Below are 15,293 nucleotides of genomic sequence, written 5' to 3' on the forward strand. Positions count from 1 at the left end.
CGTCCCGGGATCCGCCCTCGCGCACAGGAGGGGATTCCTTTTGTGTAGGCTTTGCGGAAATGTGGCTATTTTAGGATACGCCAGGAGGCGTGGTCTGTTGACGACACAGCTAACGGCACGTATCCTATCGAACTGCGTGTTTCGTAGGGGGATGCTGACCCCTCGATTCAAGCCGTTGCACTTTACAGAAAGCTGGAATCATTCGAGAAGGAGTACGCTTTGCCTACTATTAACCAGCTGGTTCGCCAGGGCCGTCGTTCCGCGCCCAAGAAGTCCAAGAACGCTGCTCTGCAGCACAACTCCCAGAAGCGCGGCGTGTGCACCCGCGTCTTCACCACGAGCCCCAAGAAGCCGAACTCGGCTCTTCGTAAGGTTGCCCGTGTTCGCCTCGTCAACGGCATCGAAGTTACTGCTTACATCCCGGGTGAGGGCCACAACCTGCAGGAGCACTCCATCGTGCTCGTCCGCGGCGGTCGTGTTCGTGACCTCCCTGGTGTCCGTTATCACGTCATCCGTGGCGCCTACGATGCTGCTCCGGTCCAGAACCGTATGCAGGCCCGTTCCAAGTACGGTGCTAAGCGCCCCAAGGCCAAATAAGCCAGATAACGTTTTGATTCTTTCGCCGTGTGCCGCCTAAGCGCCGCACGGTAGACACTTAAGGAGATTTCACATGCCGCGTCGTGCAGCAGCTAATCGTCGTGAGGTTCAGCCTGACGCCGTTTACAACAACCGCCTGGTGACTCAGCTCATCAACAAGGTCCTTCTTGACGGCAAGAAGGCCACCGCTGAGCGCATCGTTTACACCGCTTTCGAGATCGTTGCCGAGAAGTCCGAGGGTGGCGATGCTCTCGCTACCTTCAAGAAGGCTATGGACAACGTCAAGCCCACGCTCGAGGTTAAGCCCAAGCGTGTCGGTGGCGCTACCTATCAGGTCCCGATGGAGGTCAACTCCCGTCGTTCCACCGCTCTGGGCATCCGCTGGATCGTCAACTTTTCCCGCGCTCGCAAGGAGAAGACCATGGCTGAGCGTCTCGCAAACGAGATTTTGGACGCTTCCAACGGCCTGGGCGCTTCCGTCAAGAAGCGTGAGGACGTCTTCAAGATGGCCGAGGCCAACCGCGCGTTCTCTCACTATCGTTGGTAAGTTAAGGTAAGGAACTAACATGGCTAAGGCTAAGCACAAGCTTTCCGATACCCGTAACATCGGCATCATGGCCCACATCGATGCCGGTAAGACCACCACGACCGAGCGTATTCTTTACTACACCGGTAAGACCCACAAGATCGGTGAGGTCCATGAGGGCGCTGCCACCATGGACTGGATGGTTCAGGAGCAGGAGCGCGGCGTAACCATTACCTCCGCTGCTACCACGTGCTTCTGGAACAAGGACGGTAAGGACTACCGCATCCAGATCATCGACACCCCGGGCCACGTTGACTTCACCGCCGAGGTCGAGCGCTGCCTGCGCGTCCTCGATGGCGCTGTCGCCGTCTTCGACGCCGTTGCCGGCGTCCAGCCCCAGTCTGAGACCGTTTGGCGTCAGGCTTCTACCTTCAACGTTCCCCGCATCGCCTTCATCAACAAGTATGACCGCGTGGGCGCTGACTTCTTCAACGCTATCGAGACCATGAAGGATCGTCTCGACGCCAACGCCGTGGCCGCTCAGGTCCCGATGGGCGCCGAGGACAACTTCTGGGGCGTCATCGACCTGGTCACCATGACTGCATGGGACTTCAAGGCCGACGAGAAGGGCATGACCTACCCCGAGCCGATGGACGAGATCCCGGCTGAGTTCGCCGACATCGCTGCCACCAAGCGCGAGGAGCTCCTCGACGCCGCTGCCAGCTTTGACGACGAGCTCATGGAGAAGATTCTCATGGAGGAGGACTTCACCGTCGAGGAGCTCAAGGCTGCTCTGCGCAAGGGCGTTCTGGCCAACGAGCTCAACCTCGTCTTTGTGGGCTCCGCCTACAAGAACAAGGGCGTTCAGGAGCTGCTCGACGCTGTCGTCGACTACCTGCCCAGCCCCCTCGACGTTGAGGCCGTCACCGGTACCGATCCGGAAACCGGCGAGGAGATCGTGCGTCATCCCTCCTTCGACGAGCCCTTCTCCGGCCTGGTCTTCAAGATCATGACCGACCCGTTCGTCGGTAAGCTCACCTACGTCCGCGTTTATTCCGGTCGCGCCGAGTCCGGCTCCTACGTGGTCAACGCCTCCAACGGTCAGCGCGAGCGCCTCGGCCGCATCCTCGAGATGAACGCCGCCGAGCGTATCGACCGTGACGACGCTTGCGCCGGTGACATCGTCGCCTGCGTTGGCTTCAAGAACTCCACCACCGGTGACACCCTGTGCGCCGAGGGCAAGGAGATCGTCCTCGAGAAGATCGAGTTCGCTAAGCCCGTTATCGACGTTGCTATCGAGCCCAAGACCAAGGCCGAGCAGGACAAGATGTCCCTGGCTCTGACCAAGCTCGCCGAGGAGGACCCGACCTTCACGGTGTCCACCAACCACGAGACCGGCCAGACCATCATCGCCGGCATGGGCGAGCTGCACCTCGAGATCATCGTTGACCGTCTGCTCCGTGAGTTCAAGGTTGACGCTAACGTCGGTAAGCCCCAGGTTGCCTACCGCGAGACCGCTGGTCACGATGTCGAGAGGGCTGAGGGCAAGTTCGTCCGTCAGTCCGGCGGTCGCGGTCAGTACGGCCACGCCGTCATCAAGCTCGAGAAGATGGAGGAGGGCTTCGGCTACGAGTTCGTCAACGCTATCGTCGGCGGCGTCGTGCCCAAGGAGTACATCCCGTCCATCGACAAGGGCATCCAGGAGGCCCTGAACACCGGTGTTATCGCCGGCTTCCCGGTCCTCGACGTTAAGGTCACCCTGTTCGACGGTTCTTACCACGAGGTCGACTCCTCCGAGGCCGCCTTCAAGATCGCCGGTTCCATGGCTATCAAGGACGCCCTCAAGAAGTCCGATCCGCAGCTGCTCGAGCCGATCATGGCTGTCGAGGTCGAGACCCCCGAGCAGTACATGGGCGACGTTATGGGCAACCTCTCCGGTCGCCGCGGCAAGATCGAGGGCATGGAGGATCGCAAGAACACCAAGCTCATCCGTGCCAAGGTGCCGCTGGGCGAGATGTTCGGTTACGCTACCGACCTTCGCTCCCAGACCCAGGGCCGTGCATCCTACACGATGCAGTTCGACTCTTATGAGCCTGCGCCCAAGTCCATCGTGGACGAGGTCATGAGCAAGAACGCCTAAGTTCGAGCTCCCTGTTACGTAATCCGCGAGAACATCTCTCGCACTCTTTGGAGGTTTAAGTTGGCTACCCAGAAGATCCGCATTCGCCTCAAGGGCTATGATCACGAGGTCGTCGATCAGTCCGCGAAGCTCATTGTCGAGACCGCTCAGAAGACCGGCGCTCGCGTTTCCGGTCCTGTCCCCCTGCCCACCGAGCGCAACCTGTACACGGTTATCCGCTCGCCGCACAAGGACAAGGACTCCCGCGAGCAGTTCGAGATGCGCACCCACAAGCGCCTCATCGACATCCTCGACCCCACCTCGGGCACCGTTGATTCGCTCATGCGTCTCGACCTCCCCGCTGGCGTCGACATCGACATCAAGCTCTAAGCTTTTTGCTCGATAGTGCGATTTGTAAGGCCGCAGCCCTAAGGGTTGCGGCCTTTTTTGTATCGATGGGGTAAAGGGTCTACACTACTGAGCTATTCGACAAACGGGTGTATGAGTAAAACTGTTGGGGGCAGATATAGATGGTCGAGTGGATCGTTCGTCGTGCGCAGGGCGACCGTGCGCGCGTGGGCACGTTGGCGGGCGTGGTGTGTATTCTCGCTAATGTGGCACTATGCGCTGCGAAGGGTGCAATTGGCGTGCTGTCGGGATCAGTTTCGATTGTGGCGGACGCCATGAACAACCTGTCCGATGCCAGCTCAAACATCGTGAGCGTGCTTGGCTTTAAGCTGGCGGGCAAGCCGGCAGACCCCGAGCACCCTTACGGCCATGGCCGCTACGAGTATCTCTCGGGTCTGGTCGTGGCGGCGCTCGTGCTGCTCATCGGCCTCGAACTGGTGAAGTCCTCGTTCGAGCGCATCGTCCACCCCGAACCCGTCGAGTTCTCGCTTGCCCTGGTGGCAGTCTTGGCGCTTTCGATGGTTGTTAAACTGTGGATGGCGGCTCTCAACCAAAAGCTCGGTGACCGTATTGAGTCTGAGACGCTGCATGCGACCGCGCAGGATTCCAAGAACGATGTCCTTGCCACAGGCGCCGTGTTAGCGTGCGCAATTGTTTCGCAGGTGACGCATATCAATCTTGATGCTTGGGTCGGCCTTGCCGTTGGCGCCTATATTGGCTGGAGCGGTTTTGAACTCATCCAGGATACGGTGAGCCCGCTTTTGGGTCAGGCGCCCGATCCCAAGCTGGTCGAACATATTCGTGGCAAGATCATGAGCTACCCTGGCGTTTTGGGCGTTCATGACCTAATGGTTCACGACTACGGCCCGGGCAGGAAGTTCGCAAGCGCTCACGCCGAGATGGCGGCCGAGGCCAGCCCGCTGGAAAGTCATGACACGCTCGACAACATTGAACAGGCATTTAGGGACGAAGACGACATGATTGTCACGCTTCACTACGATCCCATCGTGACCGATGACCCCAAGGTGGCGAGCATGCGCTTGCGCATTCACGCCATGGCCCAACAGATCGATAGCCGCCTTTCGATTCATGACCTGCGCTGTGTGCCGGGTCCTACGCACACCAACGTGATCTTTGACTGCGTGCGTCCCTCGGATTTGGGCATGGGGTCCGATGAGCTCAAGCACGCGTTGGCCCAGAGGGTCGAATCGGAATATCCCAAGTCGATTGCCAAGATTACGATCGACGATGACTACGTAGGGCATACCCACGAGTAGGTCTGTGCCGGCAAAGCACGTTATACAGAAGGGGAGAATATGAAGAGGCTGTATCTGCTCCGCCACGGCCAGACGGAATTCAACGTAAAAAAGCTCGTCCAGGGTCGCTGTGATTCACCGCTTACCGATTTGGGCCGTCAACAGGCCCAAGCGGCAGCCGAATGGCTCAAAGCCCACGGCGTCGTCCCCGACAAAGTGGTCTCATCGCCTTTAGGCCGAGCTATGGACACGGCAAGTCTCGTCGCATGCGAGATCCTCGGTCCGGATGCTACTGTCGAGCCCTGCGAAGGCATCATCGAGCGCGGCTATGGGACCTTCGAGGAAGGCCCGCACGACGCATTGCCTACCGACGTTTGGGATCCGGGCGAGGATTTGGTCCCCTTCGGAGGAGAAGGAAGCCGCGCGCTACAAGAACGCATGGTAGACACCCTCACCAATCTCATGGGCGCCGAGGGCATCGAAACCCTTCTAGCAGTAAGCCACGGCAGCGCCAGCCGCCAATTCATCAAGGCTGCAGCTCCAGAGGGTTTCGAGCTCCCAGCAAAACTCCCCAACTGCGCCATTATGATCTTCGATTTCGACGATGCGCGAGAAGAGAACGATACGCCCCAATGCAAGTTCACCTTGCAGCAAATTGTGGATCCCCAACAAAGTCATTAGCTGAGCGAGCAAGGTTTAGCAGACATCAACGTGTCGTTCCCAGTGTGCGGCGGAGGGGGCGGGCCTGAGACATATTAAGGTTGTCGCGAGTTCCGCACGAACAGGAGAGCACTTAATGTGCTCTCCGTCGTGAGCAGGACTGTAGAGCAGCAACCTTAATAAGTCTCAGGCCCGCCCCCTCCGCCGCACACTGGGAACGTGCCACGCACTTTACCTGCGTAAACAATGTGAGTGAAATATGAATCTCGATGGATACGCCCGCAGCCGTGTATACTAAACAGCTGTGTGAAACCAGGGGAGTATTCTGGCTGGACAAAATGCCTGCTTAATAGGGTTGTCAGGTAGTTCGGACGCAATACAAGGCTGGGGAGCACGTCGTGTAAGTAGTGGTCCTCTAGGGGCGTACGCTCGGTGGTGTACGCATTGTCCCAAGACCACGCGAGAGTTGGGATCATATCTTGATCAGCATGATTCTCGGCCGCAAGATTGGCATGACCCAGGTTTGGGACGAGAACGACAACGTCGTTCCCGTCACGGTCATCCAGGCTGGCCCCTGCGCTGTCTCGCAGGTTAAAACTCAGGCAACCGACGGCTACGACGCCGTCCAGATCGGTTTCGGCGACATCAAGGCCAAGAACGTGAACAAGCCCATGGCTGGTCACTTCGCCAAGGCCGGCGTCGAGCCTGTCCGCTTCCTTCGTGAGGTCCGCGTCGAGAACGGCGAGGAGCACAAGGTCGGCGAGGTCGTCACCGTCGCTGATTTCGCTGATGTCGAGAAGGTCGACGTCATCGGTACCTCCAAGGGTAAGGGCTTCCAGGGTCGCATCAAGCGCTGGGGTCAGCGCCGCGGTCCTATGACGCATGGTTCTCACTTCCAGCGTCACCCCGGTTCTATCGGTCAGTGCGCCTATCCTGCGCGCGTCCTCAAGGGCGTCAAGATGGCCGGCCACATGGGTAACGAGCGCGTTACCGTCAAGAACCTTTCCGTTGTCCGCATCGATGCCGAGCAGAACCTCATCTTGGTCAAGGGCGCTGTCCCGGGTGCCAAGAATGGTCTCGTCGCCATCCGTATGGCCTAAGGGCCCAGCCCATTTAGCCCAGCGTCATACCAAGGAGAACACTTAAATGGCAAAGTTTGAAGTAAAGAACAGCGAGGGCAAGAAGGTCGCCGAGGCCGAGCTCGCCGCTGAGGTGTACGGCATCGAGCCGAACATCCACGTTATGCACCACATCGTCAAGTGCCAGATGGCCTCTTGGCGTCAGGGCACCCAGTCCGCTAAGGGCCGCTCTGAGGTTTCCGGTGGCGGCAAGAAGCCTTGGCGTCAGAAGGGCACCGGTCGTGCCCGCCAGGGTTCCATCCGTGCTGCCCAGTGGCGTCACGGTGGCGTTGTCTTCGCCCCCAAGCCCCGTTCCTACGCTAAGCGTATGAACAACAAGGAGGTCAAGCTGGCTATGCGCTCTGCGCTGTCCGCCAAGCTGGCCGATGGCGAGCTCGTGCTCGTCGACGACTACGGCTTCGAGAAGCCTTCCACCAAGGCTGCCGTTGCCATGCTCAAGGCTCTTGGCCTTGAGGGCAAGCGTCTGACCATCATCGTTCGCGATGAGGACGTCAACGCCTACCTGTCGTTCCGCAACATTCCCAAGACGTTCATCATCACTGCCGACGAGGCCAACACCTATGATCTCGTCAACAACAACGCTGTGCTGATGCCCGCCGACATCGCCGCTCACTTCGGGGAGGTGCTTGCATAAATGACCGCCCACGAGATCATCATCCGTCCGATCGTGTCCGAGCGTTCCTTCTCCGGCATGGAGCAGAACAAGTACACGTTCGAGGTCGCCAAGGATGCTAACAAGTATCAGATCAAGGACGCTGTCGAGGAGATCTTCGGCGTCAAGGTCGTTCGCGTGAACACCCTGACGGTCAAGCCCAAGACCAAGCGCGTGCGCTATGTCGCCGGCAAGACCCGTTCTTGGAAGAAGGCCATCGTTACGCTGGCCGAGGGCGACACCATCGAGGTCTTTGGCAACCAGGCCTAAGACTCGCTGCTGTTGAGTGAGCTCATGCCTCCCAAATAGGGGAGGCGAGAGCTCAAGGTTTTGGGCGTATAAAATGGACACGCCCGGAACCGTGTATACGTCCGGTGTCATCGCACCCGAGGCAGAACCTCGAATCCCTGTCTGCGATGGCTAACGGATACCTATTGAAAGGGATTGTAATGGCTGTAAAGCACCTTAAGCCGACCTCCGCTGGTAGGCGTTGGCAGACGATCTCCGACTTCTCCGAGATCACCTGCACCAAGCCCGAGAAGTCTCTTCTCGAGCCCCTGCCCAAGAAGGCCGGTCGTAACAACAACGGCCGCATCACCACCCGCCACCAGGGCGGCGGCGTGAAGCGTCGTTACCGCGTGATCGACTTCAAGCGCAACAAGGACGGCGTGCCCGCCAAGGTTGCCACGATCGAGTACGATCCGAACCGTTCCGCTCGCATCGCTCTGCTGCACTATGCTGACGGTGAGAAGCGCTACATCCTGGCCCCCAAGGGCCTCGAGGTCGGTCAGACCGTCATGTCCGGTTCTGACGCCGACATCAAGCCGGGCAACGCTCTGCCCCTCGCCGACATCCCCGTCGGTACGCTCATCCACGCCGTCGAGTTCCAGCCGGGCAAGGGCGCCGCTATCGCCCGTTCCGCCGGTAACTCCTGCCAGCTGATGGGTAAGGAGGGCAAGTACGCCATCGTCCGTATGCCTTCCTCCGAGATGCGCCGCATCCTCGTTACCTGCCGCGCCACCGTCGGTGAGGTCGGCAACGCTGATCACGCCAACATCGTCATCGGCAAGGCCGGCCGTAAGCGTCACATGAACGTGCGCCCGACCGTCCGCGGTACCGTTATGAACCCTGTCGACCACCCGCACGGCGGTGGCGAGGGCAAGAACCACACCTCTGGTCGTCCCTCTGTTACCCCCTGGGGTAAGCCGACGAAGGGCCTTCGTACGCGCAAGAAGAAGAAGGTCTCGAACCAGCACATCATTCGTCGCCGTAAGAAGTAATTTCGGATACCGAGTTTTAGGAGAAAGCACTTATGAGCAGAAGTCTCAAAAAGGGCCCGTTCGTGGAGACTCGCCTTCTCTCGCGTATCACCGCGATGAACGAGGCTGGCAAGAAGGACGTCGTGAAGACCTGGTCCCGCGCGTCCACCATCTTCCCCGAGATGGTTGGTCACACCATCGCCGTCCACGACGGCCGCAAGCATGTGCCCGTGTATGTTACCGAGTCCATGGTTGGTCACAAGCTCGGCGAGTTTGCGCCGACTCGTACGTTCCGTGGCCACAAGGCCAAATAGGGGGTTAACCGTAAATGGCAACTAAGTCTATTGAAACTGAGGCCACCGAGGTTCGCGCCGTCGCTAAGTACGTGCGTGTTTCCCCCAGCAAGGCCCGCCTGGTGGTCGATCTGATCCGCCGCAAGCCTGTCGCTCAGGCCTTCGACATCCTCCACTTCTGCGACCGCGCCGTCGCCGTGGATGTCGAGAAGGTTCTCCGTTCCGCCGTTGCGAACGCCGAGAACAACAACGGTCTGCGTGCCGACAACCTGGTTGTCGCTGCTGCCTATGTTGACGAGGGTCCGACGCTTAAGCGCATCCGTCCCCGCGCCAAGGGTTCCGCTTCTCGCATTCTGAAGCGTACTTCCCACATCACCGTCGTCGTTGCTCCTCGAAAGGAGGCGTAAAGCTGTATGGGTCAGAAAGTCTACCCCACCGGCTTCCGTCTTGGCATCACCGAGAACTGGCGCTCCCGCTGGTTCGCAGAGAAGGATTACGCTAAGACCCTCGGTAACGATCTCGAGATCCGCAAGTACCTCGAGAAGCGTCTCTCCCGCGCAGCTGTCTCCCGCGTCGAGATCGAGCGCGCTGGCGACAAGGTGAAGGTCATCATCTTCACCGCTCGCCCCGGCGTTGTTATCGGTAAGAAGGGTGCCGAGATCGATACCCTCCGCACCGAGCTCGAGAAGGTCGCTGGCGTCTCCAAGGGCCAGCTCTCCGTCGACGTTGTCGAGATCAAGCGCCCCGAGCTCGACGCCAACCTCGTTGCTCAGTCTATCGCTGAGCAGCTCGAGGGCCGCGTTGCCTTCCGTCGCGCCATGCGCAAGGCTGTCCAGTCCGCCCGCAAGGCCGGCGCCAAGGGCATCCGTATCCAGTGCTCCGGTCGTCTCGGCGGTGCCGAGATGGGCCGTCGTGAGTGGTACCGTGAGGGTCGCGTGCCTCTGCACACCCTCCGTGCCAAGATCGACTACGGCACGGCTGTCGCCAGCACCACCATGGGTGCCTGCGGCGTGAAGGTCTGGATCTACCTGGGCGAGAAGCTCCCGGGCCAGCCTGTTCCCAACCCTGCACTCGAGGGCTCTTCCCGTCCTCGTCGTCGTAACTCCGAGAGGAGGGGTCAGTAGTGCTTGCCCCTAAGCGTATTCTTCACCGCAAGGTGCAGCGTGGCTCCATGAAGGGCCAGGCCAAGGGTAATACCGAGCTGCATTTCGGCGAGTTTGGTATCCAGGCTCTCGAGGCCCATTGGATCACCAACCGTCAGATCGAGGCCGCTCGTATTGCCATGACCCGCTACATGAAGCGTGGCGGTCGTGTCTACATCACGATCTTCCCCGATAAGCCCATCACTAAGAAGCCTGCCGAGACTCGCATGGGTTCTGGTAAGGGTAACCCCGAGGAGTGGGTGGCCGTCGTCAAGCCCGGCCGCATCATGTTCGAGGTCAAGGGCGTGCCCGAGGAGGTCGCTCGCGAGGCTCTGCGTCTGGCGCAGCACAAGCTCCCCATCAAGACCAAGATCGTCGCTAAGCCTGCCGCTACAGAGACGGCCGAGGAGGAGAACTAATGAAGCCCGCAGAGATTCGTGAGCTCTCGGACGCTCAGCTCGTTGAGAAGCTGAAGGAAATGCGCGCCGAGCTCTTTAACCTTCGTTTCCAGATGGCCACCAGCCAGCTGGACAACACCGCTCGCGTCAACACCGTGAAGAAGGACATCGCTCGCGTCCTCACGGAGCAGCGCGCCCGCGAGATCGCAGCGGAGAAGTCCGCTGTCGCCGAGTAGGACCTAAGGAGAGAATATGACTGATTCGCGTAACTCGCGTAAGGTCCGTACGGGTGTCGTTACCTCCGTCTCCGGTGCCAAGACCATCGTTGTCACCATCACCGAGCGCAAGCGTCACCCCAAGTACGGCAAGATGATGACCAGCTCCAAGAAGCTGCACGCTCACGACGAGGAGTGCACGGCTGGCGTGGGCGACACCGTCCGCGTTATGGAGACCCGTCCTATGTCCAAGATGAAGCGTTGGCGCCTCATCGAGGTCGTCGAGCGCGCTAAATAAGCAGTCGCTCTTACGACTTGTACGTTTCCGAAGATGTGCGTATGCCTGGCTTGCATACCACGGGCCGCATAAAGGCTGCGCACCTCTCTTCGGTTCTTAGTTCGGAGGAACATCTACCATGATTCAGATGCAAACCATGCTGAACGTCGCCGACAACTCCGGCGCTCGCAAGATTCGCTGCATCAAGGTGCTTGGCGGTTCCAAGCGTCGTTATGCAGGCATCGGCGATGTGTTCATCGGTGCTGTCCAGGAGGCTACCCCTGGCGCCAACGTCAAGAAGAAGGACGTTGTCCGTTGCGTCGTCGTTCGCACCGTTAAGGAGATCCGCCGCAAGGATGGCTCCTACATTCGCTTTGATGATAACGCCTGCGTTGTCATCAACAACGATGGTTCGCCCGTCGGCACCCGTATCTTCGGGCCCGTCGCTCGCGAGCTTCGTGACAAGAAGTACATGAAGATCGTCTCGCTCGCTCCCGAGACCCTGTAGTTAGGGGAGATATATGTATATCAAGAAGGGCGATAAGGTCCAGGTTCTCTCTGGTAAGGATCGCGGCAAGCAGGGCGTTGTCCTGCGTGCTCTCCCCGCCGAGAACAAGGTCGTTGTCGAGGGCGTTTCGGTCGTCAAGAAGGCCGTCAAGCCCAACGCTGCCAACCAGCAGGGCGGCATCGTTTCGCAGGAGGCTCCCATCGATGCCTCCAACGTCAATCTCGTTTGCCCCGAGTGCGGTAAGGTTACCCGCGTCGGTCACGAGAAGGACGGCAAGAACAAGCTGCGCGTCTGCAAGAAGTGCGGCCACAAGTTCTAAGCTGCCCGCAACATCTAAGTTGCTAGCAAAGGCCCGGATGCCACGGCACCCGGGCCTTTTTCTATCCCTACTCATTGGGGACAGACTTTAATGAGTGGCTACTCATCGGGTACTCATTGGGGACAGACTTAAATGAGTGGCCATACTCATTGGTGACAGACATAAATGACTAGTCGTTGGGGACGTTCTTAAACGGCTAGTTGATGGGGACAGTCTTGCCATAAAGCGTCGTACGGGAAACGCCCCCAGGTTTCGGCAGCCTGGGACAGTTCCTATGTGCCGACAGTTAGGGATGATCTTTTGATGTCTGATGCCCCTAGGGGGCAGAGTAAGACAGCCTGCTTTGCGTTTAGGGGTTTTGGCATTCCAACTTTTTATGCATCATAACGATCGTTGCATGCGTATTTACGCGCAGAGTCTTGCGCGATAATGCGCATAGCCGCGCAAATATCTGCTAATTATGGTTTAATAATAACCGATAAACAAATAAACACGCAAATACAAGCAAATGCGCGCAAATTTGTGCGAATATAAGGCTGTTGGAAATGAAGAACTTCCGATGACTCAGGAGGCACATGATGACAGATTCCAAACAGGCTCCGCTCGACGCCGAAGCCGCCGCTAAGGCGGCGTTTGCCTCGGTCCAAGATCAGCCGTTCCCTAACGACATCTTTACGGCTCCCGAGCTTCGTTGGGCCGTGATCGGATGCGGCGTTATCGCCAACCAGATGGCCCAGTCTCTCGCCCTTGCCGGCCGCAAGCTTGCGGGCGTCGCCAACCGTACGCTTTCCAAGGCCCAGGCTTTTGCCGAGCAGTATGGCGTCGAGAAGGTGTACGAGACGGTTGAGGACCTCTACGCCGATCCCGACATCGACGCCGTTTATATCACCACGCCGCATAACACGCATATCACCTACCTGCGCGCCGCTCTGGCAGCTGGCAAGCACGTGCTTTGCGAAAAGGCCATCACCCTCAACTCCGCCGAGCTCGACGAAGCGCGTGCCATTGCCGACGAGCATAACGTGGTCCTTATGGACGCCACCACGGTGCTCCACATGCCCTTGTATCGGGAGCTGCGCCGCCGCATGGATGCCGGCGAGTTTGGCCGCATGAACCTCGCTCAGCTCAACTTTGGCAGCTACAAGGAATACGGCGACCTGACCAACCGTTTCTACAATCGCAACCTTGCTGGCGGTGCCATGCTCGATATTGGCGTCTATGCCCTGTCCGTCATGCGCCTCTTTATGGCAAGCCAGCCTGTTGAGGTCGTTTCGCTCGGTAACACCTGTGAGACCGGCGTTGACGTTGCGGGCGGCATCGTCTGCCGTAATGTCGAGCAGCAGCTGGGCGTGGTGAGCCTTACACTTCACTCCAAGCAGCCCAAGCGCTCGGTCATCAGCTTCGATAAGTGCTACATCGAGGTCAACGAGTATCCCCGCGCCGATCACGCAACGATTGTATGGACTGCGGACGGTCATCGTGAGGAGGTCCACACCGGCACCGAGGCTTACGCCCTGTGCTACGAGATGGCCGACCTGGAGAAGGCCGTTGCCGGCGATGATTCGAAGCGCGCGCTTCTGGATTACGCTTCTGATGTTATGGAGCTTATGACCAAGCTCCGCGCCGACTGGGGAGTCGTGTACCCCGAGGAGGAGTAAGCGATGCTTGCGGAGGATAGGCTCAACGCGATCGTGTCGATGGTGCAGCAGGCCGGCTCGGTTACCGTGCAAGAACTTGCCGATACCCTGGGCGTAACGGCGTCTACCATTCGGCGCGACCTGCAGACGCTCGATCGAGCACACCGCATTGCCAAGGTCCACGGCGGAGCGACGAGTCTTGAGCGCGCGCACGTGACGCGCGACCTAACGCTCAATGAGCGCAGCGACCTCCATAACGACGATAAGGAGCGTATCTGCGCCCGTGCCGCGGCGCTGGTGGAGCCCGAGAGCTTTGTATACATCGACTCGGGCTCGACGACGCTCAAGCTCATCGAGCATCTTCCACACCTTGAAGATGTCACCTATGTGACCGATTCCGTGCTCCATGCTCAGCACCTCGCTTTGCGCGGCATGCGTACCGTGGTACTAGGCGGGGAGCTCAAGCCCGAGACCGAAGCACTCGTTGGCCCCGATGCCTTGGCAACCTTAGACCGCTACAACTTCAACTGTGGCTTTTGGGGTTCTAACGGCATTGCCGCCGAGCAGGGCTTCACGGCGCCCGATATCGAGGAAGCGCAAGTAAAGCGCATCTCGATGCGCCATACGGCCAAGCGCTTTGTAATCTCGGACGCCAGTAAATTTGGCATGGTGGCGCCTGTCAAGTTCGCAGATTTTCGCGACGCAACGATTATTACCGCGGGCGAGGTGCCCGCCAAGTATCGGGCAATGGACAACGTCATCACGGTCTAGCGACGGGACAAGGCCAAAACCATCACAAAGGTGCCTGTCCCCATTGTGGTGGTTAGTAGCGAAAACCGAGCAGTTTTCTCAATAGAAAAGCGGCAACGTCCATCACAGGCGTTGCCGCTTTCGTTGTCCGCCGGTTTGTCTAAGTCTGTAACAACTGGACCGTTAAAAGTGGGTTAGATGTTACAGAATGAGATACTTCCGAACCGCGCCATCCCTTTGTCTCAATCTGTAACATCTGGGACCGATTTTGCCGAGTTATTGTTACAGATCGAGATTTTCCCTTGAGGGGGATTTGAATGTCTCGATCTGTAACAGATAGACCGGAAAACGGGTTCCAACTGTTACAGATCGAGATGTTTTGGGGCCGCGGCTGAGCCATCGTGGCGACTTGACGTTTGCCCAGATAAAACCTGCCAAAATAAACCTGTCCCCTTTTTGGCAGGTTTTAGGGCTCCCAGGGGCAGGGGGCTTCGATGTGGATGCGCTCGCCGGTTACGGGATGCGTGAAGGATACGCTGTGGGCGTGGAGCATGAGGCCACAGGGGCGCGGCGTTCCGTACAGGTCGTCGCCAACCAGGGGATGATGCTCGCTTGCCAGGTGCACGCGGATCTGGTGTTTGCGGCCGGTGAGCAGCTCAACATCGATATACGAACGGGTGGGCAGGCCTCGACGGCTCTTAAGGCGCTTGAGCACCTTGACGTGCGTCTGCGACGGCTTGCCGCTGGTGCCGACGCGCATCTTGCGGCTATCGTGGCGGTCGCGGGCGATGGGCTTGTCGATGAGCTTTTCGTTCCAGTCGATCTTGCCCTCGGCGAGCGCCAGATAGTGCTTTTCGAAGGCGTGGTCGATGACCATCTGGTCAAAGGCGGGCTGCGTCTGCTTGTCGAGCGAGAACAGCACCACGCCGGTGGTGTCGCGGTCCAAGCGGTTGAGCGGCTGCATGTCGGTCGCGGCAAAGCCGTCGCCCATCGCCAGCAAAAGGTCGCTGGCATAGTCGGTAAGCGTGCGCTCGCCGGTGCCGTCGCCGTGGACGATCATGCCGGCGGGCTTATCGATGGCCATGAGCCAGGCGTCGCAGTAGAGGACTTGAGGTTCTTCGTTCACGTGTAAGCCTTT

21 protein-coding genes are annotated in these 15,293 nt (G+C 59.0%); 20 read left to right on the forward strand and 1 reads right to left on the reverse strand.

The window, feature by feature from the left end; all coding sequences use genetic code 11:
* The first annotated feature begins 219 nt into the window (after window positions 1–219).
* The 20 genes from rpsL to ACTQ0H_RS03945 all read left to right on the forward strand — a co-directional run bounded on the left by rpsL (window position 220) and on the right by ACTQ0H_RS03945 (window position 14,176).
* On the forward strand, window positions 220–597 hold the full coding sequence (gene rpsL / locus ACTQ0H_RS03850) for a 30S ribosomal protein S12 (protein WP_154514699.1): 378 nt from the start codon (window positions 220–222) through the stop codon (window positions 595–597).
* Window positions 598–670: 73 nt separating this feature from the next.
* Window positions 671–1,144 carry a 30S ribosomal protein S7 gene (gene rpsG, locus ACTQ0H_RS03855; protein WP_006235013.1) on the forward strand — a complete coding sequence of 158 codons (474 nt, stop codon included), beginning with the start codon at window positions 671–673 and terminating at the stop codon, window positions 1,142–1,144.
* A 19-nt stretch (window positions 1,145–1,163) separates the two neighbouring features.
* On the forward strand, window positions 1,164–3,263 hold the full coding sequence (gene fusA / locus ACTQ0H_RS03860; protein ID WP_154514697.1) for an elongation factor G: 2,100 nt from the start codon (window positions 1,164–1,166) through the stop codon (window positions 3,261–3,263).
* 60 nt (window positions 3,264–3,323) lie between these two features.
* On the forward strand, window positions 3,324–3,632 hold the full coding sequence (gene rpsJ, locus ACTQ0H_RS03865) for a 30S ribosomal protein S10 (protein WP_427717612.1): 309 nt from the start codon (window positions 3,324–3,326) through the stop codon (window positions 3,630–3,632).
* A gap of 140 nt (window positions 3,633–3,772) precedes the next feature.
* Complete coding sequence (locus ACTQ0H_RS03870; protein ID WP_441042034.1) at window positions 3,773–4,927, forward strand: cation diffusion facilitator family transporter; 1,155 nt, start codon at window positions 3,773–3,775, stop codon at window positions 4,925–4,927.
* A gap of 39 nt (window positions 4,928–4,966) precedes the next feature.
* Complete coding sequence (locus ACTQ0H_RS03875; RefSeq protein WP_441547850.1) at window positions 4,967–5,587, forward strand: histidine phosphatase family protein; 621 nt, start codon at window positions 4,967–4,969, stop codon at window positions 5,585–5,587.
* Window positions 5,588–6,045: 458 nt separating this feature from the next.
* A complete protein-coding gene (gene rplC / locus ACTQ0H_RS03880; RefSeq protein WP_089572481.1) occupies window positions 6,046–6,666 on the forward strand; it encodes a 50S ribosomal protein L3 in 621 nt (206 codons plus the stop codon).
* 46 nt (window positions 6,667–6,712) lie between these two features.
* The gene (gene rplD, locus ACTQ0H_RS03885) at window positions 6,713–7,339 is read left to right on the forward strand and encodes a 50S ribosomal protein L4 (RefSeq protein WP_006235032.1); all 627 of its coding nucleotides are present in this window, start codon (window positions 6,713–6,715) and stop codon (window positions 7,337–7,339) included.
* Window positions 7,340–7,627 carry a 50S ribosomal protein L23 gene (rplW, locus tag ACTQ0H_RS03890; protein ID WP_006235033.1) on the forward strand — a complete coding sequence of 96 codons (288 nt, stop codon included), beginning with the start codon at window positions 7,340–7,342 and terminating at the stop codon, window positions 7,625–7,627. It abuts the gene before it with no gap.
* Between the two features lie 179 nt (window positions 7,628–7,806).
* Window positions 7,807–8,637, forward strand: a complete 831-nt coding sequence (gene rplB, locus ACTQ0H_RS03895) for a 50S ribosomal protein L2 (RefSeq protein ID WP_117583062.1) — start codon at window positions 7,807–7,809, stop codon at window positions 8,635–8,637.
* Between the two features lie 32 nt (window positions 8,638–8,669).
* Window positions 8,670–8,930 carry a 30S ribosomal protein S19 gene (rpsS, locus tag ACTQ0H_RS03900; RefSeq protein WP_006235035.1) on the forward strand — a complete coding sequence of 87 codons (261 nt, stop codon included), beginning with the start codon at window positions 8,670–8,672 and terminating at the stop codon, window positions 8,928–8,930.
* Window positions 8,931–8,944: 14 nt separating this feature from the next.
* The gene (gene rplV, locus ACTQ0H_RS03905; RefSeq protein ID WP_006235036.1) at window positions 8,945–9,316 is read left to right on the forward strand and encodes a 50S ribosomal protein L22; all 372 of its coding nucleotides are present in this window, start codon (window positions 8,945–8,947) and stop codon (window positions 9,314–9,316) included.
* A 6-nt stretch (window positions 9,317–9,322) separates the two neighbouring features.
* Complete coding sequence (gene rpsC, locus ACTQ0H_RS03910; protein ID WP_154514689.1) at window positions 9,323–10,033, forward strand: 30S ribosomal protein S3; 711 nt, start codon at window positions 9,323–9,325, stop codon at window positions 10,031–10,033.
* Complete coding sequence (gene rplP / locus ACTQ0H_RS03915) at window positions 10,033–10,470, forward strand: 50S ribosomal protein L16 (RefSeq protein ID WP_370450531.1); 438 nt, start codon at window positions 10,033–10,035, stop codon at window positions 10,468–10,470. Before rpsC ends, rplP begins: the two co-directional genes overlap by 1 nt.
* Window positions 10,470–10,685, forward strand: a complete 216-nt coding sequence (gene rpmC / locus ACTQ0H_RS03920) for a 50S ribosomal protein L29 (RefSeq protein ID WP_006235039.1) — start codon at window positions 10,470–10,472, stop codon at window positions 10,683–10,685. The genes rplP and rpmC overlap by 1 nt, the downstream gene beginning before the upstream one ends.
* Window positions 10,686–10,701: 16 nt before the next feature.
* Window positions 10,702–10,962, forward strand: coding sequence for a 30S ribosomal protein S17 (gene rpsQ, locus ACTQ0H_RS03925; protein ID WP_006235040.1), 261 nt, complete (start codon window positions 10,702–10,704; stop codon window positions 10,960–10,962).
* 118 nt (window positions 10,963–11,080) lie between these two features.
* Complete coding sequence (gene rplN, locus ACTQ0H_RS03930; protein ID WP_117734331.1) at window positions 11,081–11,449, forward strand: 50S ribosomal protein L14; 369 nt, start codon at window positions 11,081–11,083, stop codon at window positions 11,447–11,449.
* Between the two features lie 13 nt (window positions 11,450–11,462).
* Window positions 11,463–11,768, forward strand: a complete 306-nt coding sequence (gene rplX, locus ACTQ0H_RS03935) for a 50S ribosomal protein L24 (RefSeq protein WP_006235043.1) — start codon at window positions 11,463–11,465, stop codon at window positions 11,766–11,768.
* A gap of 578 nt (window positions 11,769–12,346) precedes the next feature.
* Window positions 12,347–13,426: a Gfo/Idh/MocA family protein gene (locus ACTQ0H_RS03940; RefSeq protein ID WP_441537909.1), complete on the forward strand. Its 1,080-nt coding sequence runs from the start codon at window positions 12,347–12,349 to the stop codon at window positions 13,424–13,426.
* A gap of 3 nt (window positions 13,427–13,429) precedes the next feature.
* Window positions 13,430–14,176, forward strand: a complete 747-nt coding sequence (locus ACTQ0H_RS03945; RefSeq protein ID WP_427717633.1) for a DeoR/GlpR family DNA-binding transcription regulator — start codon at window positions 13,430–13,432, stop codon at window positions 14,174–14,176.
* Window positions 14,177–14,621: 445 nt separating this feature from the next.
* Here the strand turns inward: ACTQ0H_RS03945 and ACTQ0H_RS03950 are convergent, their stop codons facing one another.
* On the reverse strand, window positions 14,622–15,281 hold the full coding sequence (locus ACTQ0H_RS03950; RefSeq protein ID WP_441537910.1) for an RluA family pseudouridine synthase: 660 nt from the start codon (window positions 15,279–15,281) through the stop codon (window positions 14,622–14,624).
* Window positions 15,282–15,293: the final 12 nt, after the last annotated feature.

The organism is Collinsella sp. LCP21S3_A3 (assembly GCF_052118905.1).
Taxonomy (GTDB): Bacteria; Actinomycetota; Coriobacteriia; order Coriobacteriales; family Coriobacteriaceae; genus Collinsella.